This is a genomic window from Leptobacterium meishanense (assembly GCF_037645805.1).
Taxonomy (GTDB): Bacteria; Bacteroidota; Bacteroidia; order Flavobacteriales; family Flavobacteriaceae; genus Leptobacterium_A; species Leptobacterium_A meishanense.
This window is the reverse complement of record NZ_JBBEXE010000005.1, coordinates 165698-180292: the sequence shown is the minus strand read 5'-3', so window position 1 is coordinate 180292 and position 14595 is coordinate 165698. Positions and strand designations below refer to the sequence as shown.

The 14595-nt window shown below is 36.0% G+C and carries 13 protein-coding genes; 2 read left to right on the top strand and 11 right to left on the bottom strand.

What is annotated here, in order from left to right; all coding sequences use genetic code 11:
* Positions 1-54: 54 nt before the first annotated feature.
* From WBG21_RS06630 to aspS, 5 genes are all read right to left on the bottom strand, one after another.
* Positions 55-249: a cold-shock protein gene (locus WBG21_RS06630; protein WP_340076063.1), complete on the bottom strand. Its 195-nt coding sequence runs from the start codon at positions 247-249 to the stop codon at positions 55-57.
* Positions 250-342: 93 nt separating this feature from the next.
* Positions 343-588 (bottom strand): hypothetical protein, encoded by a 246-nt coding sequence (locus WBG21_RS06625; RefSeq protein ID WP_340076061.1) that lies wholly within the window; start codon positions 586-588, stop codon positions 343-345.
* Positions 589-590: 2 nt separating this feature from the next.
* Positions 591-2381, bottom strand: a complete 1791-nt coding sequence (locus WBG21_RS06620; protein ID WP_340076059.1) for a chloride channel protein — start codon at positions 2379-2381, stop codon at positions 591-593.
* Positions 2382-2415: 34 nt separating this feature from the next.
* A complete protein-coding gene (locus WBG21_RS06615) occupies positions 2416-2907 on the bottom strand; it encodes a ferritin (RefSeq protein ID WP_340076057.1) in 492 nt (163 codons plus the stop codon).
* A gap of 53 nt (positions 2908-2960) precedes the next feature.
* On the bottom strand, positions 2961-4715 hold the full coding sequence (gene aspS / locus WBG21_RS06610) for an aspartate--tRNA ligase (RefSeq protein ID WP_340076054.1): 1755 nt from the start codon (positions 4713-4715) through the stop codon (positions 2961-2963).
* Between the two features lie 242 nt (positions 4716-4957).
* On the opposite strand from aspS, the gene WBG21_RS06605 reads away from it, so the two are divergent.
* A complete protein-coding gene (locus tag WBG21_RS06605) occupies positions 4958-5308 on the top strand; it encodes a toxin-antitoxin system YwqK family antitoxin (protein WP_340076052.1) in 351 nt (116 codons plus the stop codon).
* A gap of 63 nt (positions 5309-5371) precedes the next feature.
* Here WBG21_RS06605 and WBG21_RS06600 read toward each other — a convergent pair whose 3' ends face one another.
* From WBG21_RS06600 to WBG21_RS06580, 5 genes are read right to left on the bottom strand one after another with little or no spacing between them, the layout of a single operon-like run.
* Positions 5372-8866, bottom strand: a complete 3495-nt coding sequence (locus WBG21_RS06600; protein WP_340076050.1) for an efflux RND transporter permease subunit — start codon at positions 8864-8866, stop codon at positions 5372-5374.
* 5 nt (positions 8867-8871) lie between these two features.
* Entirely contained in the window at positions 8872-10044 is a 1173-nt protein-coding gene (locus tag WBG21_RS06595; protein WP_340076048.1) for an efflux RND transporter periplasmic adaptor subunit, read from the bottom strand.
* A 29-nt stretch (positions 10045-10073) separates the two neighbouring features.
* Entirely contained in the window at positions 10074-10463 is a 390-nt protein-coding gene (locus tag WBG21_RS06590) for a four helix bundle protein (RefSeq protein WP_340076046.1), read from the bottom strand.
* A gap of 39 nt (positions 10464-10502) precedes the next feature.
* Complete coding sequence (locus WBG21_RS06585; protein ID WP_340076045.1) at positions 10503-11852, bottom strand: TolC family protein; 1350 nt, start codon at positions 11850-11852, stop codon at positions 10503-10505.
* Positions 11849-12460, bottom strand: coding sequence for a TetR/AcrR family transcriptional regulator (locus tag WBG21_RS06580; protein ID WP_340076043.1), 612 nt, complete (start codon positions 12458-12460; stop codon positions 11849-11851). The genes WBG21_RS06585 and WBG21_RS06580 overlap by 4 nt, the downstream gene beginning before the upstream one ends.
* A 138-nt stretch (positions 12461-12598) precedes the next feature.
* Here WBG21_RS06580 and WBG21_RS06575 point away from each other — a divergent pair, with 138 nt between their 5' ends.
* Positions 12599-13573 carry a polyprenyl synthetase family protein gene (locus WBG21_RS06575; RefSeq protein WP_340076041.1) on the top strand — a complete coding sequence of 325 codons (975 nt, stop codon included), beginning with the start codon at positions 12599-12601 and terminating at the stop codon, positions 13571-13573.
* An 8-nt stretch (positions 13574-13581) separates the two neighbouring features.
* Here WBG21_RS06575 and WBG21_RS06570 read toward each other — a convergent pair whose 3' ends face one another.
* Positions 13582-14571 carry a hypothetical protein gene (locus tag WBG21_RS06570; protein WP_340076039.1) on the bottom strand — a complete coding sequence of 330 codons (990 nt, stop codon included), beginning with the start codon at positions 14569-14571 and terminating at the stop codon, positions 13582-13584.
* Between the last annotated feature and the right edge of the window lie 24 nt (positions 14572-14595).

Genomic DNA, 14595 nt, shown 5'->3' with positions numbered 1-14595 from the left:
AAAAAGCGCAATTCTCATTGCGCTTCAGTCATTCAAAATAAAATACAATTCATATTAGTTTAGCACTGTTACTTGTGAAGCAACCATGCCTTTTCTTCCTTCTGTTTCAACATATTCTACTTTGTCTCCATCTCTGAGTTCAACACCGTTCAATTCTGTTACATGAACAAAAATGTCTTTGCCCGTTTCGTCATTGGTAATGAATCCATAACCTTTTGATTCATTGAAAAATTTAACTGTACCTGTCATTATAAAATAATTAAAAATTAAAATGCAAATTTAGGATTTATATATACGCAAAATGTTAAATTATTGTTTTTTTTATTAAAAAAATATTGATTTTCAGGACTTTTCATTTTTTTTATCCTTCATTTTGTCCCAATTCTCCTGAGAAAACATATAGTCTTGTATCTTTTTCCCTTTAGAGCGGTGATAAATAAAAAGCGGCATTAGAATAAAGGCTGTTACCAACACAGCAATACCAATAATGATATCCCCTGTAGCATTGTTTGCATTATTTTTAAAGTAATATCCGGTAGCTATGGCTAGAACAATAGCAATAAATAAGATTTGAATAAGTCTTTTCATTATTAAGAAGTTACTTGAATTAATTTCCTTCTATATACAGTAAGCATTTTAGATTTGGAAACAAAACCTACATATTGATTGTTTTTAACCACCGGAAGGTTCCATGCACTGCTGTCTTGAAATTTTTTCATGACAGTAGTCATTTTATCTTTTTCTAATTCAATAATTTCCGGGGGATGCTGCATAATGTCACTGGCAAATACTTCTTTATAGAGGGATTGATCAAACATGATAGGGCGGATATCATCTAACAAAATAATTCCTTGCAATGATTGTGTTTCTCTGTCGATAACAGGAAAAATATTCCTTTTAGATTTTACTACTGCTTCATGAACAATTTCTTCTAAGTTCATATCGGGATAAATAGCTGTAAAATTTGTTTCTATTATTTTGTCAATATTCATTAAAGTTAATACTGCATGGTCTTTGTTATGTGTAATAAGCTCTCCTTTCCTTCCCAATTCCATCGTATAAACAGAATGAGGCATAAAATATTTAGTGATAGAGAAGGAAATAGCAGCAGTAATCATGAGCGGAATGAAAAGTTCATATCCTCCTGTTAATTCTGCAATAAGAAAAATAGCCGTTAAAGGAGCATGAAGCACGCCGGCCATTAAACCAGCCATCCCTACCAAAGTAAAATTACTTTCAGAAACGGCAACGTTCAATCCGATATTATTAAAGACCTTAGCAATACAATTCCCCATAATGCTTCCCATAAACAAGGTTGGCGCAAAAATACCTCCTACGCCCCCCGCACCGAATGTAAAAGAGCTGGCGATTACTTTAAAAAAAACAAGCCCTGCCAACAATGCAATCACAACCCAAACATTATCCAGGTTTAAGTTTAAAAAGTTATTTTCAAGTGCTTTCTCCGGATTCCCTTTTACCAGTTCGTTGATGACATCAAACCCTTCTCCATACAGCGGAGGAATAAAAAACACCAAAACACCAATCCCAATCCCCCCTATGATCAATCTTTTTATGGGAGAAGCTATTTTTTCAAAAAAACGATGAATTCGATCATAAGCTTCTGTAAAATAAATAGATGTAAAACCTGCAAAAACCCCTAAAATAATAAAGAAAGGGACATCACTTATAATAAACTTGTCTTCTATGCGAAAAGGCAATAGAATATCTGATCCAAAGAAAAAATATGAAGTAAGCACCGCAGAAAGAGAGGCCAATAACAAAGGGAGCATGGAAGCAATGGTTAGGTCTAAGCTAAAAACCTCAATAGCAAAAATAATAGCTGCAATAGGTGCTTTAAAAATAGAGGACATTGCCCCTGCTGCTGCACAACCAATGAGTAATGTTCGGGTAGTTTGGTTCATATGTAACATCCGGGCAATATTCGAACTAATTGCCGATCCGGTTGCCACGGTAGGCCCTTCCAACCCTACAGAACCTCCAAAACCAACAGTTATAGGAGCAGTTAGCAATGATCCTATCATTTGATATTGACGCATAATCCCTTTTCGCTTGGAAATAGCAAATAAAGTAGAAGGAATACCATGACTTACCTTATTCCGGACAAAATATTTAATAATAAGATAGGTAATAGTAAGCCCAATAATAGGGAAAACAAAATAAAAGGCATGGTGATAGTATTGCACTAGTTTGCCTTCTAGAAAATGTTGTATGAAATGTGTGAAATTTTTAAGAACTAGGGCTCCCAAACCGGAGGTAAAACCTATAAGTATACTCAAAATATATACAAACTGCCGATGGGAAATATGTTTGGCACGCCAGATTAAAAAACGTGTAAGTAGGGGCTTTTTTTTATTTGACATGCTACGAAACGCTCGTTGATTTTAGCTTTCCTGTTTAATTTTCAGGTATTTGCAAATCTCTATCAAAAAGATACAGGCCTCCTTTATCATTCCCGATAATTTTTAGCTTATCGATCAAAGTTCTGGCAGAAGCTTCTTCTTCCAGTTGTTCAGATACATACCATTGCATAAAATTGTGCACATTATAATCTTTGATCTCTAGGCACATATGAACAATTTCATTTACATGTTGAGTTACATGCTCCTCGCTTTCCAGAAACGTATTAAACAGGTTTTCCAATGAATCAAATTCGCTGATGATATCATTTATGGAAGGAACAATTGCTTTTCCGCCACGCTCATTGATAAATGCCATGAGCTTTACCATATGCATACGTTCTTCTTCTGATTGTTTATAAAAAAAGGAAGCAACTCCGTTGAAGCCATTCACCTCGGACCAAGAAGCCATTGCCAAATATTGCATAGAAGACGTAGCCTCTATTTTTACCTGATTGTTAAGTGCATTTTCTATTTTTTCAGAAATCATAATGCATTCATTTTTACTAATTTACAAAAAACGTCAGAGAATATCAATGTTAATTATTCGTCTAAGTCAAGCTTTATGTGCAGTTCATCCAATTGTTCTTCATCAATAAAAGAAGGCGCATCAATCATTACATCTCTTCCTGCATTGTTTTTTGGGAATGCAATAAAATCCCGGATGGTTTCTTGTCCACCTAAAATAGCGACTAACCTATCAAAACCAAAAGCAATACCGCCATGTGGAGGTGCTCCATATTCAAAAGCATTCATTAAAAACCCAAATTGTTCTTCAGCTTGTTCTTTAGTAAAACCGAGGAGTTCAAACAACTGGCTTTGTAATGTTTTATCATGGATTCTGATCGACCCACCACCAATTTCATTTCCATTAAGGACTAAATCGTATGCATTGGCACGTACTTCCTTGGGAGCGGTTTTGAGCAATTCAATATCTTCCGGTTTTGGAGAAGTAAAGGGGTGGTGCATAGCATGGTAACGTTGGGTTTCTTCATCCCATTCCAGTAAGGGGAAGTCAACTACCCATAGCGGGGCATATTCGTTAGGCTTTCGAAAGCCTAAACGTTCAGCCAATTCCATTCGCAATGCACTTAACTGCGCACGGGTTTTATTTTTTTCTCCTGAGAGGATCAGTATAAGATCTCCGGGTTTTGCATGGGTAACTTCAGCCCATTTTACCAAATCTTCCTGACCATAAAATTTATCTACGGATGATTTATAGGTACCATCTGCATTGCATTTTACATATACCATTCCCATAGCCCCAATTTGTGGGCGTTTTACCCAATCAATAAGTGCATCTATTTGTTTTCGGCTATAGTCAGCTGCTCCCGGAACAGCGATACCCACAACGAGTTCAGCCTTGTTGAAGATGGCAAACTCTTTATGTTGTGCCACAGCATTTAGCTCTCCAAATTTCATCCCGAAACGAATATCAGGCTTATCATTTCCGTAAGTTTGTATGGCTTCGTCATAGGTCATTCTAGGAAAGGAACCTATATCAATACCCTTAACAGTTTTGAGCAAATGCCGGACCATTCCTTCAAAAGTGCTCAAAACATCTTCCTGTGAAACAAATGCCATTTCACAGTCAATTTGTGTGAATTCTGGTTGGCGGTCAGCCCGTAGATCTTCATCCCTAAAACACTTCACAATTTGAAAGTATTTGTCCATTCCCCCCACCATAAGTAATTGCTTAAAGGTTTGTGGCGATTGCGGGAGGGCATAGAACTGACCTTTGTTCATACGGGAAGGAACTACAAAATCGCGTGCGCCTTCAGGGGTGGATTTTATTAAATAAGGAGTTTCTACTTCTATAAACCCTTCCTGTGAAAGATAATTCCGAACGGCGATAGATACTTGATGCCGAAAGATAAGATTGTTTTTTACCGGATTTCTTCGAATATCCAAGTAGCGGTATTTCATTCGGAGATCTTCCCCTCCATCTGTTTCATCTTCTATGGTGAAGGGAGGTAATTTAGCCTCATTTAAGATAGTCAAATCTGAAACCAAAATTTCAATATCCCCGGTTGGGATGTTTTTATTTTTAGACTCACGTTCTATAACTTTTCCGGAAACTTGAATAACACATTCCCTGCCAAGCGATTTAGCGAGTTCAAAAACATTTTTGGGCGTGCGTTCCTCATCAAAAATAAGTTGGGTAATTCCATAACGATCCCGAAGGTCCACCCATATCATAAACCCTTTATCCCGTGTTTTCTGAACCCATCCGGCCAATGTTATATCCTTATCAACATCAGCTATTCGCAATGCGTTACAATTATGGCTTCTGTACATACGTATAGCATATTTAGAGCCGCAAAGTTAATAAGATAAAGCTGAAAAAAGGATTTAAAATAATGGAACGTTAATATAACGGGGAAGAGAACTATTAAAATAATTAAATTATTAAATATCAGCATTTTACATTTGAAATGTAAATTTAATGTTAACTAAAAGTGTTTTTAATGTAAATCTTTTTGTAAATTTGTTACAGAAGTGTAAACAAAGAATCAAATTAAACATAAAATATAGACAGCATGAAAAACTTAATGTTAACCTTTGCAATGCTATTTTCAGTTGTCCTAATAGCACAAGAGAGTAAACCAACGCTTGAAAAGGAAGGGGATTTAATAAAAGCAACTTATTTCCATGACAATGGACAGATTTCCCAAACGGGTTATTATTTGAACGATAAACCACATGGGGAATGGAAGGCATACAATACTGAAGGGGAAAAAATAGCGATGGGTTTGTATGATTTAGGAAAGAAAACAGGGAAATGGTTCTTTTGGACAGAAGGAAAATTAAGTGAGGTTAACTATGAAGATAGTAAGATTGTAAGTGTTACGGAATGGAATAAAGCCAATTCAATAGCGGTTAATAAATAAGGATTATAATATCAAATGATATAAAAAAAGCCTCATGAAATTTTCATGAGGCTTTTGGCTTTTTTAAGCTACCGATTTCAAATCTTCTTTAACCTCCTGTAATTGTGTATTTTTAGAGAATCTCCTTTTTATTCGGAGTTTCAATTTACTCACCAGTAAGAAAGTTACCGGAACAATGACTAAGGTAAGGAAGGTGGCAAATGTCAAGCCGAAAATAACAGTCCAGGCCAGTGGCCCCCAGAAAATCACATTATCCCCACCAATGTATATTTTTGGATTGAACTCGGCAAATAGTGAAAAGAAATCGATATTGAGCCCTACGGCCAATGGAATCAACCCTAATACTGTAGTGATTGCTGTCAAAATCACAGGGCGCAAACGGGCTTTTCCTCCTTCAATAATGGCTTTTTTTGTTTCTTCAATAGCTAGTTCATCGCCTTCATCCAACTCAAGCGCAACTTTTCTCCTGTCGATCAGAAGCTGTGTATAATCTAGTAGTACTACTCCATTATTGACCACAATTCCGGCTAGGGAAATAATGCCCATCATGGTCATGATAATGACAAAAGTCATGTTAAAGATGACCAATCCGAATAAAACACCTATAAAACTCAGGAAAATAGCTAGCATGATAATAGCCGGTTTGGAAATAGAACTGAACTGGAAAATAAGCAATAGCATAATTAACCCTAAACCGGAAACCAATGCCCCTAAAAGAAAGGTCATGTTTTTTTCTTGTTCTTCTATTTCTCCGGTGAACTTATAGGTTACAGCATCTGACTTTTCAAAACTTTTGAGTTCTGATTTTAGCTGATTGACAATTTCGTTTGCATTGTACCCTGGTAATACAGCAGAATATAATGTTACCACTCTATTCAGGTTTCGGTGCTTAATGGCGCTAAAAGAGGCTGTATTCTTTTGTTTTACAAGGGCAGCCACAGGAATTTCACGTAATTGTCCGGTAGCTTGGTCACGGAATGTAATTTTTTGGTTGAAGAGTGCACTAGGGTTGTAGCGATTGTCTTCATTAAAACGGACATTGATGTCATAATCTTCGCCATTTTTTTTATAAACTCCTGCTTTTTCTCCAAACAGTGCTCTTCTGAGTTGTGTGCCTACCTGTCCTGCGGCAACCCCTAGTTCTCCTGCTTTTTCTCTGTCAACAGTTACCTGCATTACAGGTTTGTTTCGGTTTACATCTATTTTGAGCTCTTCAATGCCGGCTACGTTTTTGGTGTTGATAAAGTCGCGCATTTTTTCTGCTGTAAAAATAAGTTCAGCATAATCATCGCCTGTAATTTCAACATTTACAGGGTAACCGACAGGAGGGCCTACAGCATCTTTTTCTACGGAAATAGCAACTCCTGGATAACGTCCGGCTAGGGCTTCTTGGACACGTTTGCGCAATTCTTCGCTATCTTCCCCATTTCGGTATTTAAATTCCCGAAGGGAAACAGTTATTTTCCCCCTATGTGGCATTTCAGCATTTGATCCGCCATCAGTTTGTGGGTTTCCAGCGCCTTCGCCTACTTGCGATACGGCAGATTCTACCATAAAATTACGTCCGTTCTTATTATATTTAGGGTCATTTAAAACCGTATATACCCGGGTTTCAATATCTTTTGTAATGGCATTGGTTTTCTCAATATCCGTTCCTTGCGGGTATTCGATGTAAACAATGATCTGGTTGGGTTTGTTGTCAGGGAAAAATTCTACTTTTGGCGATGCGATGCCTACTAATACGAAAGACAGGAAAAGCAGCATAATGGTACCTCCTAAAAATGCATAGGGATGCCATCCACGCAATGCATACGAAAGGAAGTTTTTGTATTTGTTTTCGAGCCAAACTAAAAATCCTTTTTGAAAACGTAGTGCTAATTTTTTGAGCACATATTTGTATAACCAAAACATTCCTGCTGAAAAAATCATTAAGGTTCCTAGTCCTCTTACTGCTCCTCCTGCAAAAACGAGCAATAATCCAAGCCCTCCCAAGATAATAGTGAGCCGGATAAGCCCTTTTCGTGTAATCTCTCGTTCTTTAACCTCCATGAATTGGGAAACAAGCATGGAATTGATAAAAATAGCTACGAAAAGGGAAGAGCCTAATACAATAGACAGTGTTATAGGGAAGTAGATCATGAATTCACCCATAACACCAGGCCACATACCTAAAGGAATAAAGGCGGCTACGGTAGTGGCGGTAGAAATAATGATAGGGAATGCGATTTCACCGATACCTTTTTTGGCTGCTTGTGTGCGGCTCATACCTTCTTCATCCATGAGGCGATATACGTTTTCTACCACTACAATGCCATTGTCTACTAACATTCCGAGCCCCATGACCAAAGCGAATAATACCATAGTGTTCATGGTGTAACCTAAGGTTTGGAGAACCATAAATGACATAAACATGGACATAGGGATGGCAAAACCAACGAAAAGGGCGTTTCTAAACCCTAAGAAAAACATCAATACGGTTACTACAAGGATAACCCCAAAAATGATGTTGTTAACTAAATCATTCACTTGGTTGAGGGTAATAGATGATTGGTCATTGGAAATCGAAATTTTTAAATCGCTTGGAAAATAATTTTCTCGGGATTCATTTACAATTTTATTGATTTGCTCAGTAGCTTCTACAAGGTTTTTTCCTGCACGTTTTTTTACGTCCAACATTACCACACTTTCTCCAAATGTTCTTGCATAGGTGGTTTTGTCTTCATCTTTAAAGGTCACTTTGGCCACATCTTTCAGATAAACAGCACCATCTTGCGATTTTACAACAAAATCTTCCAGTTGTTTTGGGTCTTCAATTTCGCCTAGCACACGAATGGTCCTGCGTTGTCCACTCGCAATGAGGTTTCCGGCAGAAATGGTGGCGTTCCCTCTTCTGACGGTATTGATAACATCGTCAAAGCTTACTTTGGCAGCCGCCATTTTATAAATATCAACAGCTACTTCTACTTCTTTTTCTTGTGCGCCACGTATGTCTACTTGTTTGATTTCGGGCAAGGCTTCAATTTTGTCTTCCAGATACTCGCCAAACTCTTTAAGCTTATCTACCGGATAATCACCTTCTATGTTGATGTTGAGAATGGGAAATTCTTCAGAAAAGTTCAGATCAAATACATTGGGTTCTACTTTTGCTTGGTTAAATGTGGGCCAATCTTCGCTTGCTTTTTCTGAATCTACTTTGTCTTTTACTTTTTGCTTGGCATCTTCCACGGCAATATCTTCATCAAACTCCACCGTAATAATGGAATAGTCTTCCTGAGAAGTGGAAGTGATTTCTACCACATTACTGACGTTTCTCAGCTCTTCCTCAAGTGGATCAGTAATTAAACGTTCTACATCTTCTGCAGTGTTACCGGGGTATACAGAGCTAATATATATTTTGGTTTCCTTGATTTCCGGGAAATTTTCTCTTGGCATAGTGTAATATGCAGAGAGCCCCATAAACAGGAAAATGGCCATAATTACATATACTACTGTTTTATTGTTGATTGCCCATGAAGATAAAGCAAACTCTTTATCTATTTTTTTATTTTGATAACTCATGTTGTTTATTTTTTATTGATGAGTTTTACTTTTTGACCATCTTTTACACTTCTGGCACCTTCTTTTATAATTGCATCTCCGCTAGCCACTCCTTTTATAACTTCTACGATGTCTCCTTGTGTTTTGCCGGTTTCTATGATTGCTCTTTGGGCAATGGCTTCTTTACTGCTGTCAATGATAGAAGAGGCAATGTAAACGTATTGTTCTCCATCGGCATTTTCAGAAACAATGCTTTGGGGTATAAGAATGGCAGCCTTATTAGTGTAATCATTGATTCTAAGTTTTGCTGTAAGGTTGGGTTTGATATTGCCGGAGGTATTCGGAACACCAACTTCTATTTTGAATGACCTATTGTTTGGATTGATGTAATTGCTTACTTGCCTGACTTTAGTGTTAACTGTTTCTCCAAGAATAGGGAATTCAACTTGTACATGGGTTCCTTTTTTAATATCGGCAAGGTATTTTTCAGGAACTTCGGCCTCGATATACATATCATTTAGGTTTACAATCCGCATAATTTCTCTTCCGGGAGCTACTACACTTCCTTGCTCGGAAAAAATTTCATCAATGATTCCTGAAAATGGAGCTGTAATGGAAGTCTTAGCAAGTTGATTCCGCATTTGGGCAACAGCTTCACTTTGTGCTTCATAGGTGCTTTTTGCTTGGAGGTATTGAATTTCAGAGCCTATTTTTTGATCCCAAAGTCTTTTTTGCCGCTCGTAAGTGGTTTTTGCAAGATTAGCTTGTACTTGCATTTGGGCAAGCTGTTGGCTTAATCCTCCATCATCGATTTTAGCAAGCAACTGCCCCTTTTTTACAGCTTCACCTTTTTTTACATAGATTTTGTATAACACACCTGAATATTCTGCAAAAATGATGATGTTTTGTTTTGTGTCTACACTTCCCTGTATTTCTACGTAGTGGTTGAATAAGGTGTCTTTAACTGTAAAAGAGCTAACAAGGGCTAACTTTTTAACGGTATCGAGTTTTGCGATAGCTTCATCCAGTTCTGATAGCTGGGTGTTTAATAAATCATTTTGAATAACAAGCTCTCCTCTTTTAGTACGGAGTGCATCCAAATTACCTTCTTCAATAAGTTCTTCTACCGTTTTTTTGGAGCCATTTGCACATGAAGTAAGTATGAAGGCTGCAGATAGGATGATATATATATATTTCATTAGTGTTTTTAAGTTTAGAAGTTTAACGCTTAGGAGTTTAGATGTTTTATGGGAGAATTAGTCAGTTGGGATTTATATAATCCGTTCAACATTCTCGTGATTTTTTCGATGAAAAGTCTTATTAGTTCGTATTTTTCATCTGAAATATAGTTTAGTTCGGAAGAGATGATTGTTTGATTTAATAATTCTAGAGAAGACCCATATGCGATTGCTGTAAATCGGGCTTTATCTTTTTCGGTATGTCGCCCTGTACCTTCTGCAATGTTTGATGCAATAGAAACAGCACTACGTCTCATTTGAGAGGTAAGCCCAAAGCGCTCATCTTCTGGAAAAATTTTAGTTAACGAGTATACAAGAATTGACAGGGATTTAGCTTCTTGCCATACTTTTGATTTTTCAAATGAAAAGGTCTTCTTCATAATTACTAAACTTTTAAACATTTTTAAACTATTGGACGCTTATTTTGATATGCCTCTGGAATTAAAAATAGTTTCTAGTGCTGCTTTTTTGGTAACTACATCTAGCATTGCTTGTAAATATTCTTGTTGACTTGCATATAACTGCAATTGTGCTTGTCTTAGTTCAAAACTGGATGTGATCCCTTCAGTATATTTAATTTGATTTTTGCGTTCAATACGTTCTGCAAGATTTAAATTTTGCTTAGAAGTGCTGTATTGTTCTATAGCAAATTGATATTCACTTCTAGCAGATTCAAGTTGTAATTTTATTTTTTGTTCTGTTTCTGTTAAGTCGGTAGTTGCTTTTTCCAATTCAATTTTTGCTCGTTGGGTTCTGGCAGACCGCTCTAATGAACTAAAAACAGGAATGTTTAAAGTAACTCCTAATAAGGAACTTCCAAACCATTGTTGTTCTCTACTTAAAAACCTAAACTCATCATTAAACCCTTGATAGTTTCCATTTAAAAAAGCATTTAATGTAGGCAGGGCACGGCTTTTTTCAAGTTTAAGTAAAAGTTCTTGGGAACGTTTATTATTATTGGCAATAAGATAGTCAATATTACTTTCTACATCAAAGGGTGCTTCAATAAGTGCTTGGTTGATGTTTTGAACAGTTAAATTTTCTAGTGATTCTGTAAATTCAACTTCTACGTTTAAGTCAATTCCTAGAGTGATGTTGAAGAGTTTATACGCAATGTCCTTCAATCGAAGTGCATTATTGAGATCACTAGTTATATTTGCAAGGGTAATTTGTAACTGCTCAAGGTCTTCTTCTTCAGCAAGGCCGTTTTCATAAATTTTTTCAGTTTCATCTACATTTTTTTGAAGGGCATTTTTATTCTTTTCAAGAATCAAAACACTTTCTTCAGCTAATAAAACATTCCCGTAAGCTTCAATAACAGCTTTACGAACTTCTAAATCTGTTTTTACTTTGGCATTTTTAGAAATTTTGAGAAATACTTTAGCAGATTGAAGCCCTACAAGATAAGATCCGTCAAAAAGGAGTTGTTTTAAAGTAGCGGTAGCTGAAGCACTTTGTTTGGTTCCAAAAATGATTTCAGAAAATGTTCCGGGCTCTCCACCAAAAAACTCTGCGGGAATCAATGAAACTTGTTGTTTGAGAAAATTTTGGTATTCTATAGAGGCGTCTATTTTAGGCAGCCCTGTGGCTGTTGTTTCCCACTTTTGTTTCTTGGCAGCTTCAATATCCCTTTGGGCATTGATAGCCATTCGGTTATTTTCTAGTGCATAGTTAATAGCTTCTTCTAATGAAAAGCGGTATTCTTTTTGCTGGGCAATTCCCGTAGTGATATAAAGTAGTGTGAAGAAAGTTAGCGTAATTATTCTCATTCGTCCTTTGATTGTATTTTGTTAAGTTGTGCTAATATTTTCATGCCTTTTTTGGTGACAATGGCTCGTAAATGATATTCAAGATAATTTTCCATGAGCTGTTCCATAGAATATTGTTTGTTTGGAAATAAGTCACCATCTTTTATCCCCGTCATCCCATTAAAATACATTCTAGTCACAAAATCAACATTTAAGCTTTTTCTGAAAAGGCCCTTATCTATACCTTCTTTAAGGTTATCAGAAACACTTTCGTGCATCACTTCAAATTGCTTCTTTTTTAAAGCTTCATAGGTTTCCGGATAATATTTTTTGAGTTGGTATTGGGGAGAGGATTTTTCATTTTTAAGACTTTCCATCACGTACCTTTTTATATGGTACAACTCTTCAATAGGGTTGGGAGCTGTATCGCAAATAGCGTCAATCCCAGAACATATATTTTCAAACAAATAAAAAGTACATGCTTCTACCAGTTGGGTTTTGTTTTCGTAATGTGCATAGATGGTTTTTTTCGAAATTCCCATTTCATTGGCAATATCATCCATAGTAACGCTCTTAAAACCAAGGGTTAAGAACATGTCGGTAGCTTTATGTAAAATAGTCTCTTTCATTATTTTAATGAGGGCAAAAATACACAAGGAAACTATAAAAACAATAAAAGTTTCCAAAGTTTTACAATTATTTAACAAAAGATTTGTCCAATAGGCATATTGAATTATATTATTTTAGCAGGAAAATAACTAACAAAAATGTTGTCTATTCAGGAATATAGAAAAGCATTTCTCGGTTACTTAGCTGAGAAGGTCAATGTAAAAGAACCGCATAATTTATATGCTCCAGTAGAATATATGATGCAATTGGGAGGAAAGCGGATCCGGCCTATATTAACATTAATGACTGCTGCTATTTTTGACAGTAATTATAAAAAAGCCTTAGATGCTGCTTTAGCGATTGAAATGTTTCATAATTTTTCGCTAGTGCATGATGATATTATGGATGACGCACCTATACGTAGAGGAAAACTGACAGTACATAAAAAATGGGATATAAGCACTGCAGTTCTCTCTGGAGATGCGATGCTTATTATGGCATATAATTTTCTTGAAGGATATGATGAAAAAACATTTAAAAAACTATTGGTTTTATTTAATAAGACGGCCATGCAGGTTTGTGAAGGGCAGCAGTATGATATTGACTTTGAAACAAGGGAGGATGTTACATTGCCTGAATACATGAAGATGGTTGAATATAAAACGGCAGTACTTATAGGGGCAGCAATGAAAATGGGAGCTATAGTAGCTCAGTCAAGTATGGAAGATGCACAGGCAATATCTAATTTTGGGGTGAATTTGGGTATTGCGTTCCAGTTACAAGATGATTATTTAGACGTTTTTGGAGACCCAAAAACGTTTGGAAAACAAACAGGAGGTGATATCATTGAGAATAAAAAGACATTTTTATACTTAAAGGCTTTAGAAAAAGCCCCAAGGCAAACAGCTCAGATGTTACGATATTTATTTTCCATCCAACCTCCGGATGCTACTGAAAAAATAAAAACAGTGAAAAACATCTATAAAGAAACCGAAGCTGTTAAAATGTTGCAAAAGGCAATAACAAATTATACTGAAAAAGCGTTTAAAGAATTAGACCGCATTAGTATAAATGAAGGTAAAAAAGCCATTTTAAAACAGTTTGGAGAAGACCTTATGAGCAGGACAATATAGATCTTGTCTCATTTTACAATAGGGATTTCATAACTTGTAATAATAGGAATGCTTATAAATTCTTCAATGGTTTCTTGGGTTTTTACAATAGCAACTATTTCTATGGCTACATGGATTCCATAAATATTATCAGTATTATTAATGCCCAAATAAGTTTTCTTTCCATTCACTTCTTTTACCTCCACAACTCCTGACTTATAATTTTCCCGAGAGGCATCTATTTCATATAAAAAATCTTTTTTGTTATTAAAAAGGAGTGTATTTTCTTCATCTAATAAGTAGATATCACAAATATTTGCTCCTGGGGGGGCATTCAGGCTGGCAACAGCACTGCTAAGCGATTTATCATTGTCAATAAACTTTGTCAATGAAGCTGCAAGGTCAAAAGAGTGAAGAGTGTTTTTAATATCGTCTTCATTTCTGGATGCTGTAAATACATAAAACCATTCAACAGTGTTTTCAGGAAGGTTCACAGGTAGAATTACTCGGTTTTTTCCACCTTTCAAAACAGTATTAGAGCGGCTGTTAAGGTAAAATTGCTCGTTCTGTAATGACTCTGTTACTGTTTTATCAATAGTTCGATAATGAAGAGTTTGATATCCATAAGTAGTATCTCTTTCTATTTTATAGCTTACAGTTAATGGTTTATTTCGAGAGGTATTCACAAGAACATTTAATGAAAACGAACATATTTTTTTGTGGTTGTTCTTTACAACAAGTGTGTAAATACCCTCTCTTGTTGCAGTAATGGAAGTATGAAGTTTTTTCACATTCGTATCTGAAAATACCAAATGATCTGGATATTCTGACAAGGTTATTTCAGAAACCTTTCCCTTTTTTCGGTTTAGGCTAATCCCAATGACATCTCCTTTTCCTGCTGCAAAAAGAAACTCTTGTTCAGTTTCAGGAGATAATGTTACTGTTTGATTGACAACAGTATGTTGCGCATTTATAATATTTAAGGAGAGTAGGCTAAAGAAAAAGAAAAACCGGATCATACTTTTGGGCTTTAACCAAAAATA

Coding starts and splice junctions, on each gene's coding strand:
- WBG21_RS06615 (WP_340076057.1), bottom strand. CDS start 2,907: ATGATTTCTGAAAAAATAGAAAATGCACTTAACAATCAGGTAAAAATA.
- WBG21_RS06600 (WP_340076050.1), bottom strand. CDS start 8,866: ATGAGTTATCAAAATAAAAAAATAGATAAAGAGTTTGCTTTATCTTCA.
- WBG21_RS06575 (WP_340076041.1), top strand. CDS start 12,599: ATGTTGTCTATTCAGGAATATAGAAAAGCATTTCTCGGTTACTTAGCT.
- aspS (WP_340076054.1), bottom strand. CDS start 4,715: ATGTACAGAAGCCATAATTGTAACGCATTGCGAATAGCTGATGTTGAT.
- WBG21_RS06605 (WP_340076052.1), top strand. CDS start 4,958: ATGAAAAACTTAATGTTAACCTTTGCAATGCTATTTTCAGTTGTCCTA.
- WBG21_RS06595 (WP_340076048.1), bottom strand. CDS start 10,044: ATGAAATATATATATATCATCCTATCTGCAGCCTTCATACTTACTTCA.
- WBG21_RS06570 (WP_340076039.1), bottom strand. CDS start 14,571: ATGATCCGGTTTTTCTTTTTCTTTAGCCTACTCTCCTTAAATATTATA.
- WBG21_RS06590 (WP_340076046.1), bottom strand. CDS start 10,463: ATGAAGAAGACCTTTTCATTTGAAAAATCAAAAGTATGGCAAGAAGCT.
- WBG21_RS06630 (WP_340076063.1), bottom strand. CDS start 249: ATGACAGGTACAGTTAAATTTTTCAATGAATCAAAAGGTTATGGATTC.
- WBG21_RS06620 (WP_340076059.1), bottom strand. CDS start 2,381: ATGTCAAATAAAAAAAAGCCCCTACTTACACGTTTTTTAATCTGGCGT.
- WBG21_RS06625 (WP_340076061.1), bottom strand. CDS start 588: ATGAAAAGACTTATTCAAATCTTATTTATTGCTATTGTTCTAGCCATA.
- WBG21_RS06585 (WP_340076045.1), bottom strand. CDS start 11,852: ATGAGAATAATTACGCTAACTTTCTTCACACTACTTTATATCACTACG.
- WBG21_RS06580 (WP_340076043.1), bottom strand. CDS start 12,460: ATGAAAGAGACTATTTTACATAAAGCTACCGACATGTTCTTAACCCTT.